The 20,154-nt window shown below is 69.4% G+C and carries 20 protein-coding genes; 16 read left to right on the top strand and 4 right to left on the bottom strand.

The window, feature by feature from the left end; translation table 11 throughout:
- Nucleotides 1–111: 111 nt before the first annotated feature.
- Both cysE and NYO99_RS06940 read right to left on the bottom strand, forming a co-directional pair.
- On the bottom strand, nucleotides 112–888 hold the full coding sequence (cysE, locus tag NYO99_RS06935; protein WP_268166370.1) for a serine O-acetyltransferase: 777 nt from the start codon (nucleotides 886–888) through the stop codon (nucleotides 112–114).
- Nucleotides 889–928: 40 nt separating this feature from the next.
- Nucleotides 929–1,666 (bottom strand): RNA methyltransferase, encoded by a 738-nt coding sequence (locus NYO99_RS06940; protein WP_268166371.1) that lies wholly within the window; start codon nucleotides 1,664–1,666, stop codon nucleotides 929–931.
- A 107-nt stretch (nucleotides 1,667–1,773) separates the two neighbouring features.
- On the opposite strand from NYO99_RS06940, the gene NYO99_RS06945 reads away from it, so the two are divergent.
- From NYO99_RS06945 to NYO99_RS06990, 10 genes are all read left to right on the top strand, one after another.
- Complete coding sequence (locus tag NYO99_RS06945) at nucleotides 1,774–2,736, top strand: inositol monophosphatase family protein (RefSeq protein ID WP_268166372.1); 963 nt, start codon at nucleotides 1,774–1,776, stop codon at nucleotides 2,734–2,736.
- 229 nt (nucleotides 2,737–2,965) lie between these two features.
- The gene (locus NYO99_RS06950) at nucleotides 2,966–3,280 is read left to right on the top strand and encodes an energy transducer TonB (protein WP_268166373.1); all 315 of its coding nucleotides are present in this window, start codon (nucleotides 2,966–2,968) and stop codon (nucleotides 3,278–3,280) included.
- A 141-nt stretch (nucleotides 3,281–3,421) separates the two neighbouring features.
- Complete coding sequence (gene mutS / locus NYO99_RS06955) at nucleotides 3,422–5,998, top strand: DNA mismatch repair protein MutS (protein ID WP_268166374.1); 2,577 nt, start codon at nucleotides 3,422–3,424, stop codon at nucleotides 5,996–5,998.
- The gene (locus NYO99_RS06960; RefSeq protein WP_268166375.1) at nucleotides 5,995–6,795 is read left to right on the top strand and encodes an alpha/beta fold hydrolase; all 801 of its coding nucleotides are present in this window, start codon (nucleotides 5,995–5,997) and stop codon (nucleotides 6,793–6,795) included. The genes mutS and NYO99_RS06960 overlap by 4 nt, the downstream gene beginning before the upstream one ends.
- A gap of 74 nt (nucleotides 6,796–6,869) precedes the next feature.
- A complete protein-coding gene (locus NYO99_RS06965; RefSeq protein ID WP_268166376.1) occupies nucleotides 6,870–8,519 on the top strand; it encodes a CTP synthase in 1,650 nt (549 codons plus the stop codon).
- Nucleotides 8,519–9,376 (top strand): 3-deoxy-8-phosphooctulonate synthase, encoded by an 858-nt coding sequence (gene kdsA, locus NYO99_RS06970; protein ID WP_268166378.1) that lies wholly within the window; start codon nucleotides 8,519–8,521, stop codon nucleotides 9,374–9,376. Before NYO99_RS06965 ends, kdsA begins: the two co-directional genes overlap by 1 nt.
- A 106-nt stretch (nucleotides 9,377–9,482) precedes the next feature.
- On the top strand, nucleotides 9,483–10,769 hold the full coding sequence (eno, locus tag NYO99_RS06975; RefSeq protein WP_268166379.1) for a phosphopyruvate hydratase: 1,287 nt from the start codon (nucleotides 9,483–9,485) through the stop codon (nucleotides 10,767–10,769).
- A 3-nt stretch (nucleotides 10,770–10,772) separates the two neighbouring features.
- Nucleotides 10,773–11,081, top strand: coding sequence for a septum formation initiator family protein (locus tag NYO99_RS06980; RefSeq protein ID WP_268166380.1), 309 nt, complete (start codon nucleotides 10,773–10,775; stop codon nucleotides 11,079–11,081).
- On the top strand, nucleotides 11,081–11,692 hold the full coding sequence (gene pnuC / locus NYO99_RS06985) for a nicotinamide riboside transporter PnuC (RefSeq protein WP_268166381.1): 612 nt from the start codon (nucleotides 11,081–11,083) through the stop codon (nucleotides 11,690–11,692). The genes NYO99_RS06980 and pnuC overlap by 1 nt, the downstream gene beginning before the upstream one ends.
- Entirely contained in the window at nucleotides 11,689–12,198 is a 510-nt protein-coding gene (locus NYO99_RS06990) for an ATP-binding protein (protein WP_268166382.1), read from the top strand. Before pnuC ends, NYO99_RS06990 begins: the two co-directional genes overlap by 4 nt.
- Before the next feature lie 36 nt (nucleotides 12,199–12,234).
- Here NYO99_RS06990 and hslO read toward each other — a convergent pair whose 3' ends face one another.
- The gene (gene hslO / locus NYO99_RS06995) at nucleotides 12,235–13,194 is read right to left on the bottom strand and encodes an Hsp33 family molecular chaperone HslO (RefSeq protein WP_268166383.1); all 960 of its coding nucleotides are present in this window, start codon (nucleotides 13,192–13,194) and stop codon (nucleotides 12,235–12,237) included.
- Nucleotides 13,191–13,715 carry a gamma carbonic anhydrase family protein gene (locus NYO99_RS07000; RefSeq protein ID WP_268166384.1) on the bottom strand — a complete coding sequence of 175 codons (525 nt, stop codon included), beginning with the start codon at nucleotides 13,713–13,715 and terminating at the stop codon, nucleotides 13,191–13,193. The genes hslO and NYO99_RS07000 overlap by 4 nt, the downstream gene beginning before the upstream one ends.
- 41 nt (nucleotides 13,716–13,756) lie before the next feature.
- Between NYO99_RS07000 and NYO99_RS07005 the strand changes: the two genes are divergently transcribed.
- From NYO99_RS07005 to NYO99_RS07030, 6 genes are all read left to right on the top strand, one after another.
- Complete coding sequence (locus tag NYO99_RS07005; protein WP_268166385.1) at nucleotides 13,757–14,539, top strand: ferritin-like domain-containing protein; 783 nt, start codon at nucleotides 13,757–13,759, stop codon at nucleotides 14,537–14,539.
- Nucleotides 14,536–15,453: a DMT family transporter gene (locus NYO99_RS07010; RefSeq protein ID WP_268166386.1), complete on the top strand. Its 918-nt coding sequence runs from the start codon at nucleotides 14,536–14,538 to the stop codon at nucleotides 15,451–15,453. Before NYO99_RS07005 ends, NYO99_RS07010 begins: the two co-directional genes overlap by 4 nt.
- 56 nt (nucleotides 15,454–15,509) lie before the next feature.
- A complete protein-coding gene (aptA, locus tag NYO99_RS07015) occupies nucleotides 15,510–16,826 on the top strand; it encodes an omega-aminotransferase AptA (protein ID WP_268166387.1) in 1,317 nt (438 codons plus the stop codon).
- Nucleotides 16,827–16,896: 70 nt separating this feature from the next.
- Complete coding sequence (locus NYO99_RS07020; protein WP_268166388.1) at nucleotides 16,897–18,066, top strand: esterase-like activity of phytase family protein; 1,170 nt, start codon at nucleotides 16,897–16,899, stop codon at nucleotides 18,064–18,066.
- Nucleotides 18,067–18,214: 148 nt separating this feature from the next.
- Nucleotides 18,215–19,111, top strand: a complete 897-nt coding sequence (locus NYO99_RS07025) for a DMT family transporter (protein ID WP_268166389.1) — start codon at nucleotides 18,215–18,217, stop codon at nucleotides 19,109–19,111.
- Nucleotides 19,112–19,168: 57 nt separating this feature from the next.
- The gene (locus NYO99_RS07030; RefSeq protein ID WP_268166390.1) at nucleotides 19,169–20,152 is read left to right on the top strand and encodes a succinylglutamate desuccinylase/aspartoacylase family protein; all 984 of its coding nucleotides are present in this window, start codon (nucleotides 19,169–19,171) and stop codon (nucleotides 20,150–20,152) included.
- Nucleotides 20,153–20,154 lie beyond the last annotated feature (2 nt).

The following is a 20,154-nucleotide window of genomic DNA, read 5'->3' on the forward strand; positions in this document are numbered from 1 at the left end:
GCACACGCGACCAAGAACCACCCTGTCTGAGCAGGCGCCGCCAGCGCCGGAAGCCGCGATTCTGCTGCAGGCCGCGCGACGCCTGAAGCGGTGGCGGCCCGGAGGCGGCTGCTACTTGACCAGGCGATTCATCTCAGCCGCGTCGAAGGCCTCGTCGCGCTGCGCATCGCAGGGCACGCAGTCGCTGACCGGCTTGCCCAACTCCGCCGACAGCTTGCACACGGCGCCCCACAGCAGCGCGATCTGGTGCTCATGGCCCGAGGCGCTGTCGATGAGGCCACGCATGGCCTGCGCCATCGGGTCGTCGCCATGCGCCACGCCGTACGCCGAGAAGCCCATGCGCGCCGCGGCTTCCTCGCGCGCCTGGTCGCTGGCGGCCTCGATGATGCGGGCCGGGTTTCCCACGGCGGTGGCACCAGCTGGCACCGGCTTGGTGACGACCGCACCCGAGCCGATGCGCGCACCGGCGCCCACCGTGAAGCCGCCCAGCACGCAGGCATTGGCGCCGACGATGACGCCCGGACCCAGCGTCGGGTGGCGCTTGGCGCCCTTGACGAGCGAGGTGCCGCCCAGCGTCACGCCCTGGTAGATCGTGCAGCCCTCGCCGATCTCGGCCATCTCGCCGATGACGATGCCCATGCCGTGGTCGATGAAGACCTTGCGGCCGATCTTGGCGCCGGGGTGGATCTCGATGCCCGTCAGGAAGCGGCTCCAGTGGGACACCCAGCGCGCCAGCCACTTGAAACCATTGCGCCACAGCCAGTTGGCACGGCGATGGAACATCAGCGCATGCAGGCCGGGGTAGCAGGTCAGCACCTCCCAGGTCGACCGGGCAGCCGGGTCGCGTTGCAGGATGAGGGCGATGTCTTCGCGCAGGCGCTGGAACATGGTGCGACCAGGAAGGGAAAGGCGCGCCAGTGTAGGAGCCCTAGCTTGGGCCCGCCCCCGCTGAGGTCTTGCTCATCTGCCGCGCGATGCCGCGCAGAATGTGCACCTCCTCGTTGGTCAGACCCGCACGGTTGAACAGCTGGTTCAGGCGCGGCATCAGCTTGCGCGGCGCGGCGGGGTCGAGGTAGCCGATGTCGACCAGCGCCGTCTGCAGGTGATCGAGCAGGCCTTGCACGGCGCGCGCGTCGGCGCGCTCGGGGTCGGGTGTACGGGCCGCCACCGCAAAGCCGCCGACGGCCTGGCGCAGGTCGTAGGCCAGCAGTTGCACCGCCTGCGACAGGTTCAACGAGCCGTAGTCCGGGTGTGTGGGAATGCTCAGCACGGCGTGGCAGCGGTAGACGTCCTCGTTGGCCATGCCGTAGCGCTCGGAGCCGAACAGCAGCGCCAGCCGCGGCGGCGCCTCGCGCGCGGCCAGCTCGGCGAACAGCTGGCGCGGCTCATACGTCGGCGGCCCGAAGTCGCGCGGCGTCATCGCCGTGGCGCAGGCGTAGTCCACGCCGTCCAGCGCGTCGGCCAGCGTCGGCACGACGCGAGCACGAGCCAGGATGTCCGCCGCGCCACTGGCCATGGCCACGGCTTCCTCGTGGCAGGCCACGTCCGGAAAACGCGGCGCCACCAGCACCAGGTCCGAGAAGCCCATCACCTTCATCGCCCGCGCTGTCGCGCCGACGTTGCCGGCATGGCTGGTGTTGATGAGGACGAAGCGTGTGGATTCCACGGGTTTGTACGGGGTCTGCGGCTAGAATCGCGCGATTATCCGGGCCGACCCGTGTCGCCCGACGCTCTTTCCCCCTGTCAGCCCCTTCTACCCAGCGAGTGCCCCGCATGCAGCAGACGTCCCTCCATCCCATGCTCAATGTCGCCATCAAGGCGGCGCGCGCGGCCGGCGCCATCATGAATCGCGCCTCGCTGGACCTGGAGGCTCTGCGCATCAACACTAAGAGCCCCAACGACTTCGTCACCGAGGTCGACCACGCCTGTGAAGGGGTGATCATCGAGACGCTGCTGGGCGCCTATCCCGACCACGGCATCCTGGCCGAAGAGTCCGGCCGCACGCATGGCGCCAAGCATTCCGAATACGTCTGGATCATCGATCCGCTGGACGGCACCACCAACTTCATCCACGGCTTCCCCGTGTACTGCGTGTCCATCGCGCTGGCGTTCCGGGGCAAGGTCGAGCAGGCGGTCGTCTACGACCCGACCCGCAACGATCTCTTCTACGCCACCAAGGGCCGCGGCGCCTACCTGAACGACAAGCGCCTGCGCGTGTCGCGCCGCACCCGGATGAGCGACGCGCTCATCGGCACCGGCTTCCCGTTCCGCCGTGGCGACAACTTCAAGCGCTACGTGAAGATGTTCGAGGAGGTCATGCAGCAATGTGCCGGCCTGCGCCGCCCGGGCGCCGCCGCGCTGGACCTCTGCTACGTCGCGGCCGGCTACTACGACGCCTTCTTCGAGACCGGCCTGCAGCCCTGGGACGTCGCGGCCGGCTCGCTGATCGTCACCGAGGCCGGCGGCTTGGTGGGCAACTTCACCGGCGAAGCGGACTTCCTGCACCAGCGCGAGGTTGTCGCCGGCACGCCGCGCATCTACGCGCCGCTGGTGCAAACGCTGGCGCCTTACACCCGCGTCATCAAGGAAGAAGACCTCAACGCCCCGGCCACTGCCGCGACCACCGACGCTGCCGCAGCCAGCCCGGCGCCCGCGCCGGTCGCCAAGAAGCGCGGCCCCGTGCGCCTCAAGAAGGATGCGCAAGCCACGCCCAAGGGCGACGACGCACCGGTCTGAACGCCACGCAAGCCGCCTTGCGGCGCTGCCATCGAAGCCCTCCCCGCGAGGGCTTCGTCGTTTTCGGCCGTGACGGAATTGACGAGGATCAACGCGGTCAGCGCCGCCGCACATGCAGCTGTGACATGTGCACGGCCTGACCCCTGACCTGCGGGGGGAAGCTGGCCAGAATGCGGGCCATCGCGGTGCACGACGCCGCAGACAGTCAACTCAATCCAGAAGGTTCATGATGTTCGCTCGCTCCGCCCTTGCCCTCGCCCTCGTCGCTGCCGCCTCGCTGTCCCACGCCGACGTCAAGGTCCTGAAGAAGGTGCCGCCGGAGTACCCCAGCGAGGCCGTCAAGAAGAACATCAGTGCCGGCAGCGTGCGCGCCAAGATGAGCATCGCCGGTGACGGCAAGGTCTCCAGCGTGGAGGTCGTCGAAGCCGAACCCAAGCGCGTGTTCGACCGCGCCGCCATCGAAGCGCTGAGCCAGTGGAAGTTCGAAGGCACGGGCGCCGCCCAGACGCACGAAGTCAAGCTGGTTTTCAAGTCTGAGGACTGAGCACGCATCGAGCACAGGCCCGGCGGCCCGTTGGACGCCTGGCGACGGCCAGCGCCATGCAGGATGCTGGCATGAGTCGCAGCAACAAGGCCCGCAGTCGCGGGCCTTGTGCTTTTGGGGCGCCAGATAATGCGCGGCCCCATGAAAGCCGACACCGCACCTGACCTCGCCCCCCACACGCCCATGATGGCCCAGTACCTCGGGCTCAAGGCGGACTTCCCGGACACGCTGCTGCTGTACCGGATGGGCGATTTCTACGAGGTCTTCTACGACGATGCCCGCAAGTGCCATGCACTGCTGGACATCACCATCACCACCCGCGGCCAGAGCGCCGGCCAGCCGGTGGTCATGGCTGGCGTGCCGGTGCATGCGCTGGAGAGCTACCTCGCCAAGCTGATCAAGCTGGGCGAGGCCGTGGCGATTGCCGAGCAGGTGGGCGAGGTCGGCGCTGGCAAGGGGCCGGTGGAGCGCAAGGTGGTGCGCGTCGTCACGCCGGGCACCATCACCGACACCGAGCTGCTGGCCGATAAACAGGACGCCGTGCTGCTGGCCGTGTCCGGCCACGGCCGGCGCCACGGCCTCGCGTGGCTGTCTCTGACGCAGGGCGAGATCGTGCTGGCCGAGTGCAGCGACGTGGAGCTGCCGGCCTGGCTGGCGCGGCTGTCGCCGGCCGAAGTGCTGGTGAACCGCGAGGCGCAGCCCGCAGGCGTGATGAAGGCGCGCTTCCCGGTCACCAACCGCCCCAGCTGGCAGTTCGACGCTGCGCTGGGCCAGCGCAAGCTGTGCGAGCAGCTGGGCGTGGCCAGCCTGCAAGGTTTCAGCGCGCATGAGCTGACGCTCGCTCACGCGGCCGGCAGCGCGCTGCTGGCGTTTGCCGAGCACACGCAGGGCCGCGCGCTGGCCCATGTGCGCAGCCTGCGGGTGCAGCGCAGCGGCGAGCTGCTGGACCTGCCGCCCGCCACGCAGCGCAACCTGGAACTGGTGCAGACGCTGCGCGGCGAATCCAGCCCCACGCTCTTCTCGCTGCTGGACACCTGCAAGAGCGGCATGGGCAGCCGCATGCTGCGCCAGTGGCTGCTGCACCCCAGGCGCGACCGCGCCGAGGCCATCGCGCGGCACGACGCCATCGCCGCGCTGCAGGCCGAGGGCTTTGAGCCGCTGCGCGACGCGCTGAAGTCCATCAGCGACGTGGAGCGCATCGCCGCCCGCATCGCGCTGCGCCAGGTGCGCCCGCGCGAGCTGACCGGCCTGCGCGCGACGCTGCAGGTGCTGCCGCAGCTGCGCGCCGTGACGCCGGCCGCGCTGCGCGACGCCAACGCGCTCGCCCTGAACCCGCCGGCCGACATCCTCGAACTGCTGGAGCGCGCCATCGCGCTGGAGCCCGCCCTGCTGCCGCGCGACGGCGGCGTCATCGCCGACGGCTTTGATGCGGACCTGGACGAGCTGCGCGGCATCCAGAACAACTGCGACGCCTTCCTGCTGGACCTGGAAACGCGCGAGCGCACCCGCACGGGCATCGCCAATCTGCGCGTCCAGTACAACCGCGTGCACGGCTTCTACATCGAGGTCACGCAGGGCCAGGTCGACAAAGTGCCGATGGACTACCAGCGCCGCCAAACGCTGAAGAACGCCGAGCGCTACATCACGCCGGAACTGAAGGCCTTCGAGGACAAGGCGCTGTCTGCCAACGAGCGGGCGCTGGCGCGCGAGAAGCTGCTGTACGAGCAGGTGATCGACGCCCTCATGACCCGCCTCGAACCGCTGACTGCGCTGGGCCGCACGCTGGCCGGGCTGGACGCGCTGGCCGCGCTGGCCGAGCGCGCATTGACGCTGAACTGGTGCCGGCCCGAGTTCGTGGCGCAGCCCTGCCTGGAGATCACGGCCGGCCGCCACCCGGTCGTCCAGGCCCGCCTCGCCGAGACCGGCGGGGCCGAGTTCATGCCCAACGACTGCAGGCTGGACGCGCGCACGCGGCTGCTCGTCATCACCGGCCCCAACATGGGCGGCAAGAGCACCTTCATGCGCCAGGTGGCGCTGATTGCGCTGCTGGCCGCCATCGGCAGCTATGTGCCCGCCACGGCCTGCCGGCTGGGCCCGATGGACGCGATCCACACCCGCATCGGCGCGGCGGACGACCTCGCCAACGCGCAGTCCACCTTCATGCTGGAGATGACCGAGGGCGCGGCCATCCTGCATTCGGCGACCGACCAGTCGCTGGTGCTGATGGACGAGATCGGCCGCGGCACATCCACCTTCGACGGCCTCGCGCTGGCATCGGCCATCGCCACGCACCTGCACGACAAAACGCGCGCCTTCACGCTGTTCGCGACGCACTACTTCGAGCTGACCGAGTTCCCGGCCAAGCACCCACTGGCGCAGAACTGGCACGTGTCGGCTGTGGAAAGCGGCGAGGACATCGTGTTCCTGCACGAACTGCAGCCCGGCCCGGCCAGCCGCAGCTACGGCGTGCAGGTGGCCAAGCTGGCCGGCATGCCTGCCAGCCTGGTGCGCCAGGCGCGCGCGACGCTGGAGGCGCTGGAGGCGCGGCAGAACGCGGCCGACGACCAGTTCGACCTCTTCGCCGCGCCGCCCGCCCCGCCGCCGCTGCCCGAGCCCAGCGCACTGGTGCAGGCGCTGGACCAGGTGGACCCGGACACGCTGTCACCGCGCGAAGCGCTGGAAGCGCTTTACAAGCTCAAGGCCCTCGCCAAGCCATGAAGACCCTGATCTTCAGCCACGCCAACAGCTTCCCGGCGGGCTGCTACCGCGTGCTGTTCGAACACTGGCGCGCCGCCGGCTGGCGCGTCGAGGCGCTGGACCGCTTCGGCCACGACCCGCGCTTCCCCGTCACCGGCGACTGGCGCCGCTTGCGCGACCAGCTGCTGCATTTCATCGACAACGATGTGAAGCCCGACGGCCAGGTCGCGCTGGTGGGCCATTCGCTGGGCGGCATGCTGAGCCTGATGGCAGCGTGCCGCCGGCCCGAGCTGGTCAGCGGCCTGGTGATGCTGGACTCGCCGCTGATCGCCGGGCTGCGTGCGGCCGGCGTGGCCGTGGCCAAGACCACCGGCCTCATGCACCGCTACCCGCCATCCCGCATCGCCCGGGAGCGGCGGCAGACCTGGCCCGATCGTGAGGCCGTGCGGGCCCACTTCGCCGCCAAGAAGGCCTTCGCCCGCTGGGACCCGCGCGTGCTGGATGATTACGTGGCCGCCGGTTTCGAGGACGCCGAGGGCCAGGTGCGGCTGCGCTTTCATCGCGAGGTCGAGGCGCAGATCTACCGCACGCTGCCCCACCACCTGCCGCAGCTGCTGCGCCTGCGCCCGCCGCGGTGCCCGGTGGGTTTCATCGGCGGCACCGAGTCGGTGGAGCTGCGCCAGGCCGGCATGGCGGCGTCGCGCGCGCTGGCCGGGGAGCGCTGGCGCTGGATGGACGGCAGCCACCTCTACCCTTTCGAGCAGCCCGAGGCCACGGCCGCGCTGGTGCTGGAACTGCTGGCCGCGCCAGCTCGGTGACGGCGAGGCCGCATCGGCCTCTCGTACAATCGCAATTTCCCACCACAGCAGGCTGTTCTGGCCTGCTGCAAGACATGACCAAATACGTCTTCGTCACCGGCGGTGTGGTGTCCTCCTTGGGCAAGGGCATCGCGTCGGCCTCCCTGGCTGCCATCCTCGAATCGCGCGGCCTCAAAGTCACCCTGATCAAGCTGGACCCGTACATCAACGTGGACCCCGGCACGATGTCGCCGTTCCAGCACGGCGAGGTCTTCGTCACCGATGACGGCGCCGAGACCGACCTGGACCTGGGCCACTACGAGCGCTTCATCACGACGCGGATGAAGAAGGCCAACAACTTCACCACCGGCCAGATCTACATGTCGGTGCTGGAGAAGGAACGCCGCGGCGACTACCTCGGCAAGACCGTGCAGGTCATCCCGCACATCACCGGCGAGATGCAGGAGTTCATCAAGCGCGGCGCCGGTCACGGCACGCCCGACGCGGTGGATGTGGCCATCGTCGAGATCGGCGGCACGGTGGGTGACATCGAGTCCCTGCCCTTCCTCGAAGCCGCACGCCAGATGAGCCTGAAGATGGGCCCGACCAACGTCGCCTTCGTGCACCTGACGTACGTGCCGTGGATCGCCGCTGCCGGCGAGTTGAAGACCAAGCCCACGCAGCACACCGTGCAGAAGCTGCGCGAGATCGGCATCCAGCCCGACGCACTGCTGTGCCGCGCGGACCGCCGCATCCCCGATGACGAACGCGAGAAGATCTCGCTGTTCACGAACGTGCCCGAGTACGGCGTGATCTCGATGTGGGACGTGAACACCATCTACAAGGTGCCGCGCGTGCTGCATGAGCAGGGCCTGGACCAGCTGATCTGCACCAAGCTGCAGCTCAACACCAAGGCCGCCGACCTGAAGCGCTGGGACAGCCTCGTGTACGAGGTCGAGAACCCCAAGACGCAGGTCACCATCGCCATGTGCGGCAAGTACACCGACCTGTCGGACTCGTACAAGTCGCTCAACGAGGCGCTGCGCCACGCCGGCATCCACAACCACGCTGGCGTGAAGATCGAATACGTCGACAGCGAGACGCTGACGCCCGAAACGGTCGCCAGCCTGGGCCAGTACGACGCCATCCTGGTGCCGGGCGGCTTCGGCAAGCGCGGTGTGGAAGGCAAGATCCTGGCCGCCCAGTACGCCCGCGAACACAAGGTGCCCTACCTGGGCATCTGCCTGGGCATGCAGGTCGCCACCATCGAGTACGCCCGCCACATGGCCGGCCTCGAAGGCGCCAACTCCACCGAGTTCGAACCCGAGACGCCCCACCCCGTCATCGCGCTGATCGACGAGTGGCAGGACGCCGACGGCAGCATCCAGAAGCGCGATGCGAACAGCGACCTCGGCGGCACCATGCGCCTGGGCGCGCAGAGCTCCGACGTGAAGGCCGGCACGCTGGCGCACGACATCTACGGCCCGGTCGTCACCGAGCGCCACCGCCACCGCTACGAGGCCAACGAGCACTACCTCGACCGCCTGCAGGAGGCCGGCCTCGTCATCTCGGCCATCACGCAGCGCGAGAAGCTGACCGAGATGGTGGAGCTGCCGCGCACCGTGCACCCTTGGTACGTGGGCGTGCAGTTCCACCCCGAATTCAAGTCCACGCCCTGGGGCGGCCACCCGCTGTTCGCGGCCTTCATCAAGGCCGCGCTGGACCACAAGCAAAAGGCATCCTGATGCAACTCTGCGGCTACCAGGTCGGTCTCGACCGCCCCTTCTTCCTGATCGCGGGCACTTGCTCGATCGAAGGTCTGCAGATCACGCTGGACGTCGCCGGCCGGCTGAAGGAAGCCTGCGATGCGCTGGGCATCCCGCTGATCTACAAGGGCTCGTTCGACAAGGCCAACCGCTCGTCGGGCACGTCCAAGCGCGGCGTCGGCATGGACGCCGGCCTGAAGATCCTGGACGAAGTGCGCCGCCAGACCGGCCTGCCCATCCTGACCGACGTGCATGACGCCTCCCAGGTGGCGGATGTCGCCGCAGTCGTCGACGTGCTGCAGACGCCCGCATTCCTGTGCCGCCAGACCGACTTCATCCGCGCCGTGGCGCAGAGCGGCAAGCCGGTCAACATCAAGAAGGGCCAGTTCCTCGCGCCCTGGGACATGAAGAACGTCATCGACAAAGCGCGCGCCGCTGCAGCGGAAGTGGGCCTGTCCCAGGACCGCTTCCTGGCCTGCGAACGCGGTGTCAGCTTCGGCTACAACAACCTCGTTGCCGACATGACCAGCCTGGCCGAGATGCGCAACTCCGGCGCGCCGGTCGTGTTCGACGTGACCCACTCGGTGCAGAAGCCTGGCGGCCTGGGCGGCAGCAGCGGCGGCGCGCGCGAGATGGTGCCGGTGCTGGCCCGTGCCGGCGTGGGCGTGGGCGTGGCAGGCCTCTTCATGGAGACCCACCCCAACCCGGCCGAAGCCTTCAGCGACGGCCCCAACGCCGTGCCGCTGAAGCACATGCGCACGCTGCTGGAGCAGTTGGTCGCGCTGGATCGCGTGGTCAAGCAGCAGCCGCTTTTGGAGAATGATTTCTCCTGCTGATGCGAAGCCGCAGCAGCACCCGTGCCCGCCTGATGTTGTGACGCGGTAACGGCTGCTTGGCAGACTGTCGCCGCCTTCGTTTTTTTACTTTCCTGGAGACCCAAGAATGAGCGCCATCGTTGACATCGTCGGCCGAGAGATCCTCGACAGCCGCGGCAACCCCACCGTCGAATGCGACGTGCTGCTGGAGTCCGGCGTCATGGGCCGTGCAGCCGTGCCGTCGGGCGCGTCCACCGGTTCGCGCGAGGCCATCGAGCTGCGTGACGGCGACAAGGCCCGCTACCTGGGCAAGGGCGTGCTGAAGGCCGTCGAGCACATCAACACCGAGATCTCTGAGGCCGTGCTGGGCCTGGACGCCGCCGAGCAGGCCTTCCTGGACAAGACGCTGATCGACCTGGACGGCACCGAGAACAAGAGCCGCCTGGGCGCCAACGCGATGCTGGCTGTCTCGATGGCCGTGGCCCGCGCCGCTGCGGAAGAGTCCGGCCTGCCGCTGTACCGCTACTTCGGCGGCATGAACGGCAACCAACTGCCCGTGCCGATGATGAACGTCATCAACGGCGGCGCGCACGCCAACAACAGCCTGGACCTGCAGGAGCTGATGATCATCCCCGTGGGCGCACCGAGCTTCCGCGAAGCGCTGCGCTGGGGTGCCGAGGTCTTCCACGCGCTGAAGAAGATCCTGCACGACAAGGGCATCTCCACGGCCGTGGGTGACGAAGGCGGCTTCGCGCCCAGCGTCGAAAGCCACGAAGCGGCCATCCAGCTGATCCTGGACGCCATCGCCAAGGCCGGCTACACGGCGGGCGAGCAGATCGCCATCGGCCTGGACTGCGCCGCCAGCGAGTTCTACAAGGACGGCAAGTACGTGCTCGAAGGCGAAGGCGGTATCTCGCTGACATCGCAGCAGTGGACCGACATGCTGGCCACCTGGGTCGACAAGTACCCGATCATCTCCATCGAAGACGGCATGGCCGAAGGCGACTGGGATGGCTGGAAGATCCTGACCGAGCGCCTGGGCAAGAACGTGCAGATCGTCGGCGACGACCTGTTCGTCACCAACACCAAGATCCTGAAGGAAGGCATCGAGAAGGGCATCGCCAACTCCATCCTGATCAAGATCAACCAGATCGGCACGCTGACCGAGACCTTCGCCGCCATCGAGATGGCCAAGCGCGCCGGCTACACGGCCGTCATCTCGCACCGCTCGGGCGAGACCGAGGACAGCACCATCTCCGACATCGCCGTCGGCCTGAACGCCGGCCAGATCAAGACGGGTTCGCTGTCGCGCTCGGACCGCATGGCCAAGTACAACCAGCTGCTGCGCATCGAGGAAGACCTGGGCGATGTGGCGGTGTACCCCGGCCGCGCCGCGTTCTACAACCTGAAGTAAGCCTTGAAGGTCCTTGCCCTGGTTCTGGCGGTCTTCCTGATCGCCATCCAAGCCCAGCTCTGGGTGGGCCGGGGCAGCATTCCCTATGTCGCCCACCTCCGGGAGGAGGTGGCGGCTGCGCGCGCCGACAACGACAAGGCGCGCGCGCGCAACGACCAACTACAGGCCGAACTGCGCGATCTGCGCGAAGGCCTGGAGATGGTCGAGGAGAAGGCCCGCTTTGAGCTGGGCATGATCAAGGCGGACGAGGTCTTCGTGCCGCTGAGCCCGACGCGCGCCGCGTCGGTGGCACCCGCCGTCTCGGCACGCTGATGCTCGCCGAGCTCTGGGCCGCGCTGCTCGCGCCGGCCTTCACCGCCTTTGGCAGCCCGGCGTCCTGGCTGGAACTGCTGGCCTTCGTGCTGGCGGTGTGGATGGTGATCTGCAACATGCGCGTGCGGCTGCTGGCCTGGCCGCTGGCCTTCGTCAGTTCGCTGCTGTACTTCGCGCTGTTCTGGAGCGGCAAGCTCTACGGCGAGGCCGCGCTGCAACTGGTGTTCGCCGCGCTGGCCGTGTGGGGCTGGTGGCAATGGCGCTTCGGCCGCACGCCGGCTGGCGGCGCGCTCACCGTGCGCAGCCTGGGCCTGCAGGGGCTGCTGACGCCCGCGCTGCTGACGCTTGCCGCCTGGCCGCTGCTGGGCCTGTTCCTGGATCACGCCACCGACAGCCCCCTGCCCTACTGGGATGCCTTCCCCACGGTCGCCAGTCTGCTGGGCCAATGGCTGCTGGCGCGCAAGTACATCGAGAACTGGCCGGTGTGGATCGTCGTCAACGCGGCCAGCGTCGTGCTGTTCGGCCTGAAGGGCTACTGGCTCACCGTCGCGCTGTATGCCGGCTTCATCCCGATGAGCGTGATGGGCTGGCGCGCCTGGAGGCGCGCATGATCGTCGCGCTGCTGGGTGCCGAGTGCACCGGCAAGTCCACGCTGGCACGCGCGCTGGCCGCCCGGCTTGGGGCGGGGCTCGTCACGGAATACCTGCGCGAATGGTGCGAGGCGCGCGGCACGACGCCGCAGGCGCACGAACAGGCCAGCATCGCCGCCGAGCAGGCGCGCCGCATCGAACACGGCGCGGCACACCATGCACTGCTGATCGCCGACACCACACCGCTGATGACGGCACTGTTCAGCCAGCACTACTTCAGCGACGACAGCCTGCTGGCGCAGGCGCTGGACTTCCAGCGCCGCTGCGACCTGACGCTGCTCTGCGCGCCCGACCTGCCGTGGCAAGCCGACGGCTTCATGCGCGACGGCCCGGGCGTGCGCACGGCCATCGACACACGCCTGCGTGACACCTTGAGCCAGCATGCGCTGCCCTGGCAGTCCGTGCAGGGCACCGAAGACTGCCGGCTGGATGCCGCGCTGCGGGCCATCCGCGAGCGGCAACGATAAGCGCGCTGAGGGCGGCCGCCCCCAGCGCCCGTGCCGTCACTGCAGCGTGCCGCGCCCCGCGTCGGGCTGGTTGCCCGCCGGCAGGAACAAGGCGCCCACGTCCACCGCATCGAAGCGGTAATGGCGCCCACAGAAATCGCAGCCGATCTCCACATCGCCGCGCTCGGCCAGCACGCTGTCCACCTCCTCGCGGCCCAGGCCGCGCAGCATCTGCGACACGCGCTCGCGCGAGCAGGTGCAGGCGAAGCGCGGCGCCTGGGGTTCGAAGCGCGTCACCGTCTCCTCCCAGAACAGGCGGCGCAGGATGGTGTCGGCGTCCAGCGTCAGCAACTCCTCCGACGTCAACGTGCCGGCCAGGATGCTGATGCGGTTAAAGGCATCCGACAGGCCGATGTCGTCCTCGTTCTTGCGGCCCTCCAGGTTGCCCTCGCCTTCCACCGGCAAGCGCTGGATCAGCAGGCCGGCGGCAATGTCGCCGTTGGCCGCCAGCACCAGCTTGGTGTCCAGCTGCTCGGACTGCAGCATGTAGTGCTCCAGCACCTCGCTGACCTTCTGCAGCGGCTCGCGCTGGTCGCCATGCAGTGGCACCACACCCTGGTAGGGCTGCTGACCGGGCAGCCGGTCCTTGGGGTCCAGCGTGATGGCGCAGCGGCCCTGGCCGTTGACGTTGACCATGCCCTCCAGCGTCGCGCCGGGTTCCACGGTGCCCACGCACTTGGCCGTGGTGCGGAAGGCCAGGTCGGGCTGCACCTCGGCCACGGCCAGCTTGACCGGGCCGTCGCCGAAGATCTGCAGCACCACGGCGCCGTTGAACTTGATGTTGGCCTGCATCAGCACGGCCGCCGCGCTCATCTGGCCCAGCAGGTCGCGCAACTCGGGCGGGTAGTCCTGGCCGGGCTCGCGCCGCGCCAGCACCTCGCGCCAGGCGTCGGTCAGGCGCACCAGCATGCCGCGCACCGGCAGGCCGTCGAACAGGAATTTGTGGAGTTCACTCATCGGATTCTTTTCAGGCCGGCGCCGTAGCGGCGGCCGTTGTTGACGTAATGGGCGGCACTGGCCTTGAGCCCGGCAATCTGCGCCTCGGTCAGCTCGCGCACCGCCTTGGCGGGCGCGCCGACGATCAGCGAGCCGTCGGGAAACTCCTTGCCCTCGGTCACCAGAGCGCCGGCACCGACGATGCAGTGACGGCCGATGCGGGCGCCGTTCAGCACCACGGCGCCGATGCCGATCAGGCTCTCGTCGCCCACCGTGCAGCCATGCAGCATGACCTGGTGGCCCACCGTCACACGCTCGCCGATGACCAGCGGGAAGCCGGTGTCGGCATGCAGCACCGAGCCGTCCTGGATGTTGCTGCCGGCGCCGACGCTGAGCGCCTCGGTGTCGCCGCGCAGCACGGCGTTGAACCACACGCTCACGTCCTCGCCCAGCGTCACGCGGCCGATGACCTCGGCGCTGTCGGCCACAAAGGCCGTGTCGGCCACGTCGGGGATGTGCTCGTCGAGCTGGTAGATCGCCATCGCGGGCCTCCCATCAAAAGGCGGATTCTAAAATTGCGGCGATGTCCGATCTCCGCCTGGCCACGCTCGGCCCCCTGCTCACCGCCGATGCGCCCGCCAAGGCTGCCGCCACGCTGGCGCTGCCCACCGACCTGCCGGTGGACACCGACACCGTCATCCCAGCGCCGCACGGCATTCCCGGCCGACCGGCCCGGCCGCAACTGGTCGAGCACATCCGCCTCAAGCCGCCGTCCATGCGCACGCCCGCCGGCATCGCCGCGCTGGTGCACAGCATCGCCCACATCGAGCTCAATGCCATCGACCTGGCGCTGGACATCTGCTGGCGCTTCCCCGGCATGCCCGAGGCCTTCTACCGCGACTGGCTGCGCATCGCGCAGGAGGAGGCCACGCACTTCACGCTGCTGCGCAACCACCTGCTGACGCTGGGCTTCGACTACGGCGACTTCGACGCGCACAACGCGCTGTGGGACATGGCCGAGCGGACGAAACACGACCTGCTGGCCCGCATCGCGCTGGTGCCGCGCACGCTGGAAGCACGCGGGCTGGATGCCTCGCCCGCGGTGCGCGCCAAGCTCGTCGGCGCGGGCGATCACGCAGCCGGCGCCATCCTGGACATCATCCTGCGCGACGAGATCGGCCACGTGGCCGCGGGCAATCGCTGGTACCGCTTCCTGTGCGAGCAGCGCGGGCTGGACCCCATCGCCACCTACGCCGAGCTGGCCACGCGCCACCAGGCACCCCGGCTGCGCGCGCCCTTCAACCTGGAGGCGCGCCGCGCCGCCGGCTTCGACGACGCGGAACTCGCCGCGCTGACCGCCCCATGAGCCGCATCCAGGCCAACCTGCTCCTCACCCTGGTCGCGCTGATCTGGGGCTCGGCCTTCGTCGCACAGAACCAGGCCATGGCCCATGTGGGCCCGTTGCTGTTCACCGGCGTGCGCTTCCTGGTGGGCTCGCTGGTCGTGCTGCCGCTGGCCGTCATGGAATGGCGGCGCCTCGGGCGCGAAGGCCGCCCGCTGACCCGACTGGATGGTGGGCACATCGCAGGCCTCGGCTTGCTGATGATGCTCGGGGCAGTCATGCAGCAGATCGGCATCCAGTACACCAGTGTCACCAATGCCGGTTTCCTGACGGCGGTGTACGTGCCGCTGGTGCCGGTGCTGGCCTGGCTGCTGCTGCGCCAGGTGGCGCACTGGTCGGTGTGGCCGGCCGCGTTCGGCTGCCTGGCGGGCGCCTTCCTGCTGTCGGGCGCGCACACGCTGAGCATCGGCCTGGGGGATCTGTGGGTGATCGCGTCGGCTATCCCGTGGGCCGTGCATGTGCTGATGGTGGGCCGCTGGGCGGATCGCATGGGCGCGCCCTTCCTCGTGGCCAGCGGGCAGTTCGCCGTCTGCGGCCTGCTGTCGCTGGGCGCGGCGGCCGTGATGGAGCCGCTGCGCTGGGACGGTGTGCTGGCCGCCACCGGGCCCATCCTGTACACGGGCGTGCTGTCCGTGGGCGTGGCCTTCACCGCGCAGGTCGTCGCGCAGCGCTACGCCCATGCGGCCGACGCCGCCATCATCCTGTCGTCCGAAACGCTGTTCGCCGCCGCCTTCGGCTTCGTGCTGCTGGGCGAGCGCCTGGGCGCTGCCGGCCTGCTGGGCTGCGGCCTGATGCTGGCCTGCATCCTGCTGGTGCAGCTGCTGCCGCTGGTGGGAACCCTGAGACGTCGGCAAATTCTGACGGCCCCGTCAAATTAGCTCTTAGACTCGTCCGGCCTCGATCCCGTCCACCCCGCGCTGCACAGGAGCCCCGCATGAGCGCTGACGTTTCCAAGCTGGATGCCTACTGGATGCCGTTCACGGCCAACCGGCAGTTCAAGCAGGCGCCCCGCCTGCTGACGCAGGCCGACGGCATGTTCTTCCGCGACGACAAGGGCCGCGAGGTGCTGGACGGCATCGCCGGCCTGTGGTGCGTCAATGCCGGCCACAACCGCCCGCGCATCGTGCAGGCCATCCAGCAGCAGGCCGCCGAGCTGGACTTCGCACCGCCCTTCCAGATGGGCCACCCCAAAGCCTTCGAGCTGGCCGAGCGGCTGGCTGCGCTGACGCCGGCCGGGCTGAACCGCGTGTTCTTCACCAACTCCGGCTCCGAGTCCGTCGAGACAGCGCTGAAGATGGCCATCGCCTACCACCGCGTGCGCGGCGAGGCCAGCCGCACCCGGCTGATCGGCCGCGAGCGCGGCTACCACGGCGTCAACTTCGGCGGCATCTCGGTGGGCGGCATGGTGGCCAACCGCAAGATGTTCGGCAGCCTGCTGGCCGGCGTGGACCACATCCGCCACACGCACGACCCGGCCCGCAACGCGTTCTCGGTGGGCATCCCGCCGCACGGCGCGGAGTTCGCCGACGACCTGGAGCGCCTGGTGCAACTGCACGACGCGTCCACCATCGCGGCCGTCATCGTCGAGCCGGTGGCCGGCTCCACCGGCGTGCTGATCCCGCCGGCCGGCTACCTGCAACGCCTGCGCGACACCTGCGACAAGCACGGCATCCTGCTGATCTTCGACGAGGTCATCACCGGCTTCGGCCGCACCGGCAACCCCTTCGGCGCCCAGACCTTCGGCGTCACGCCGGACCTGATGACAGTGGCCAAGGGCATCACCAACGGCTGCGTGCCCATGGGCGCGGTGTTCGCGCAGCAGAAGATCCACGACGCCTTCATGACCGGGCCCGAGCACCTGATCGAGTTCTTCCACGGCTACACCTACTCGGCCCACCCGCTGGCCTGTGCGGCCGGCATCGCGACGCTGGACACCTACGCCGATGGCGATCTGCTGACCCGTGCTGCGCGCATGCAGGACGAGTTCGCCGCCGCGCTGCATTCGCTGCGCGACGAGCCCAACGTCATCGACGTGCGCAACATCGGCCTGGTCGGCGGCATCGAGTTGAAGCCCCTGGACGGCCAGCCCGCCAAGCGCGCCTTCAACATCTTCCTGGACTGCTGGGACCAGGGCCTGCTGATCCGCACGACGGGTGACACCATCGCGCTGTCGCCACCGCTCATCATCGAGAGCAGCCACATCGAGCGCATCATCGACACCCTGCGAGGCGCCCTGCGCCGCGCCGCCTGAGCGGGGGCCGAACCAGGCGCCGCGCCGCGGCACGCTTATGCTTCGGCCCGCCTGGAATTTGTCCCTCTCAATGTCCCTGCTCCGTCACGCCCTTCCCCTTGCTTTCGCCCTGCTGGGCGCCCTGCCCGCCCAGGCCCAGAAGCTCAGCTACCTCGGCCAGCAGATCGTGCCCTCGTCGGCGCAATTCCGTGGCGTGCCGCTGGGCGGCCTGTCCAGCATCGACCGCGTGCCCGCCAGCGGCCACTACCTGGCCATCAGCGACGACCGCAGCGCACACGCGCCGGCCCGCTTCTACGAATTCGCCCTCGACCTGACCCAGTTCCGCCGCAGCGCCGACCCCGGCCATGCCGGTGTGCGCTGGATCGCCATGACCACGCTGCAGGACAACAACGGCCAGCCCTTTGCCCACAACGCGGTCGACCCGGAAAGCCTGCGCCTGGACGCCAAGCGCCAGCTGCTCTACTGGGCCAACGAAGGCCAGCGCAGCAACGCCGGCATGCAGAACCCGACGCTGCGCCGCGCCCATCTGGACGGGCGCCCGGCCGGCGAGTTCGCGGTGCCGGCCTACTTCAACCCGACCGGCAGCGTGGGCGGCCTGGCCGAGGGCGACACGGGCGTGCACAACAACCTCGCCTTCGAGAGCGTGGCCTTGACGCCCGATGGCCGCACGCTGTGGACCATGAGCGAGAACGGCCTCGCCCAGGACAGCCTGCCCGCCACCGTGAACCATGGCAGCCGGGCGCGCATGCTGTCCTTCGACATCGACAGCGGCAAGCCGGGTGCCGAGTACGTGTACGACGTCGGCCCGGTGCCCTTCGCGCCGACCCGCGCTGGCGACTTCGCCACCAACGGCGTGCCGGAGATGCTGGCGCTGTCGGCCACCGAGTTCATCGTCATCGAACGGGCCTACGCGGTGGGCGCCCAGACGCCCGGCGTCGCGGCGCTCAACGGCAAGACCACCAGCAACACCATCCGCCTCTACCGCGTCGACACGCGCGGCGCCACCGACGTGTCGGGCTGGCCCAGCATCCAGGGCCGTGACGTGGTGCCCGTCAGCCGCACGCTGCTGCTGGACCTGTCCACGCTGAGCCATGACGACGGCAGCACGCTGGCGCTGGACAACATCGAGGGCATCACCTTCGGCCCGCTGCACCAGGGCAAGCGCACGCTGATCCTGCTGTCGGACAACAACTTCAACGCCGCCCAGTTCACGCAGTTCATCGCTTTGACTATGGATTGACCCCTCGCCCAGCCTCGTGTTGCTGAACGCGCACGAGTCCAGTCGGTCCCCCGAGGGACGGCGATGCTCGCGGCATTGAGCCGCTCGCATATCGCCCGGCGAGCCGGCTTGGGGCGGCCCGGCGCTCGGCCCGCAACACTTCAAGACCATGCACACAATTCCCTGGCGCTCCTACCTGCTGCTGGCCACCAGCATGAGCCTGGTCGGCAGCTATGTGGGGCTGTCCAAGCTGCTGGTCGCGGCCTTTCCCATCTTCCTGCTGGCGGGGCTGCGCTTCGGCTTTGCGGCGGTGCTGATGCTGCCCTGGCTGCGCAAGCCGGCCGACGAGGCGCCGCTGGACGCGCGCTCGCGCGTGCTGCTGTTCCTCGAATCCTTCCTCGGCAACTTCCTGTTCTCCATCTGCATGCTGTTCGGCCTGCGGCACAGCTCGGCCGTGGTGGCTGGCGTCGTCATGGCGGGCATCCCGGCAGCGGTCGCGCTGCTCAGCCGCGTGTTCCTGCGCGAGCAGCTCAGCCCGCGCACGCTGGCCGGCATTGCCTGCGCCGTGGGCGGCATCGCGCTGGTGGCCACCGGCAAGCACGGCGGCGCCGAGACCAGCGCGCTCGGTGCGCTGCTGCTGATCGCCGCCGTGCTGTGCGAGGCCAGTTACGTGGTCATTGGCAAGCAACTCACCGCCGGCTTGAGCGCCAAGCGCATCAGCGCGCTGATCAACCTGTGGGGGCTGGTGCTGGTCACGCCGCTGGCGCTCTGGCAGGCGCTGAGCTTCGACTTCAGCGCGCCGCGCCTGCAGGACTGGGGGCTGCTGGGCTACTACTCGGCCACGGCCAGCGTGTTCACGGTGTGGCTGTGGATGGCCGGGCTGCGCGGCCTGCCTGCCGCCAAGGCCGGCGTGTTCACCGTGTTCCTGCCGGTCAGCACGGCGCTGGTGGGGCTGGCACTGGGCGAGGCGCTGTCGGCACGGCAGGCGCTGGCCTACGGCCTGGCCTTGCTGGGCGTGCTGCTGGCCACGTGGCCTGCGAAGGCTGAAGGCGCGGCGCCTCGGTAGGATGGCGGGCGTTCCCGGATGCCGCCCCGGCTCCTCACCGCTCACGCCCCGACTGCCATGTCCAGCACGCCCACCCACCTCCGCATCCATCAATACGCCGGCCTGCAGCCCGGCCCGCGCCTGCTGGTCACCAGCGCCGTGCACGGCAACGAGATCCACGGCACCCGTGCGATGGCCGAGATCATGCGGCAGCTGGATGCGGGCGAGCTGACGCTGCGGCGCGGCACGCTGACGCTGGTGCCCATCGTCAACCCGCTGGCCCACCAGCTGAACCGCCGCGAGGGCGACCGCAACCTCAACCGCAACCTGCGCCCGCCGGTCGTCGCGCAGGACTTCGAGGACCGCATCGCCCGCGTGCTGTGCCCGCTGATCGCGCAGCACGACGGCATCCTGGACTTGCACAGCTTCCAGGGCAACGGCCCGGCCTTCGCAATGATCGGCCCGCGCAACAACAGCGGCGAGCTGGAGCCCTTCGCGCAGGAAGCCACCGAGTCGGCGCTGGCCGCCGCGCTGGGCGTGACGCGCATCGTCGAGGGCTGGCTGTCGACCTACGCCCTCGGCATCGCGCGGCGCCAGCAGCGCAGCCACGATGGCTCGCGCCGCGCGTTGCTGATCTCCGACCCGCATTACGGCATTGGCACCACGGAATACATGCGCTCCACCGGCGGCTGGGCCATCACGCTGGAATGCGGCCAGCACCTGGACCCGAACGGCCCCGAGGTGGCGCGCCTGGCCATCCTGCGCACGCTGGTGTTCCTGGGCATGCTGGACGCCAGCGCGGTCGAACCCCACCGCCCCGCACAGCCGCCCGAGGTGCTGCAGCTGCACGACGTCATCGACCGTGAGGACATGGGTGACCAGTTCGCCCGCGAGTGGGCCAGCTTCGATGCCATCGAAGCTGGCCAGCTGATCGGCACGCGCGCCAGCGGCGAGGCGGTGCTGGCGCCGGGCGCGGGGCGCATCGTGTTCCCCAACGTCAAATCGCAGCCGGGCACCGAGTGGTTCTACCTGGCCCGCCCCAGCGACCGCCGCCTCCCCTGATC

Origin of the sequence: Roseateles hydrophilus (assembly GCF_026712245.1) — a bacterium.
In the GTDB taxonomy this organism is placed as follows: Bacteria; Pseudomonadota; Gammaproteobacteria; order Burkholderiales; family Burkholderiaceae_C; genus Pelomonas; species Pelomonas hydrophilus.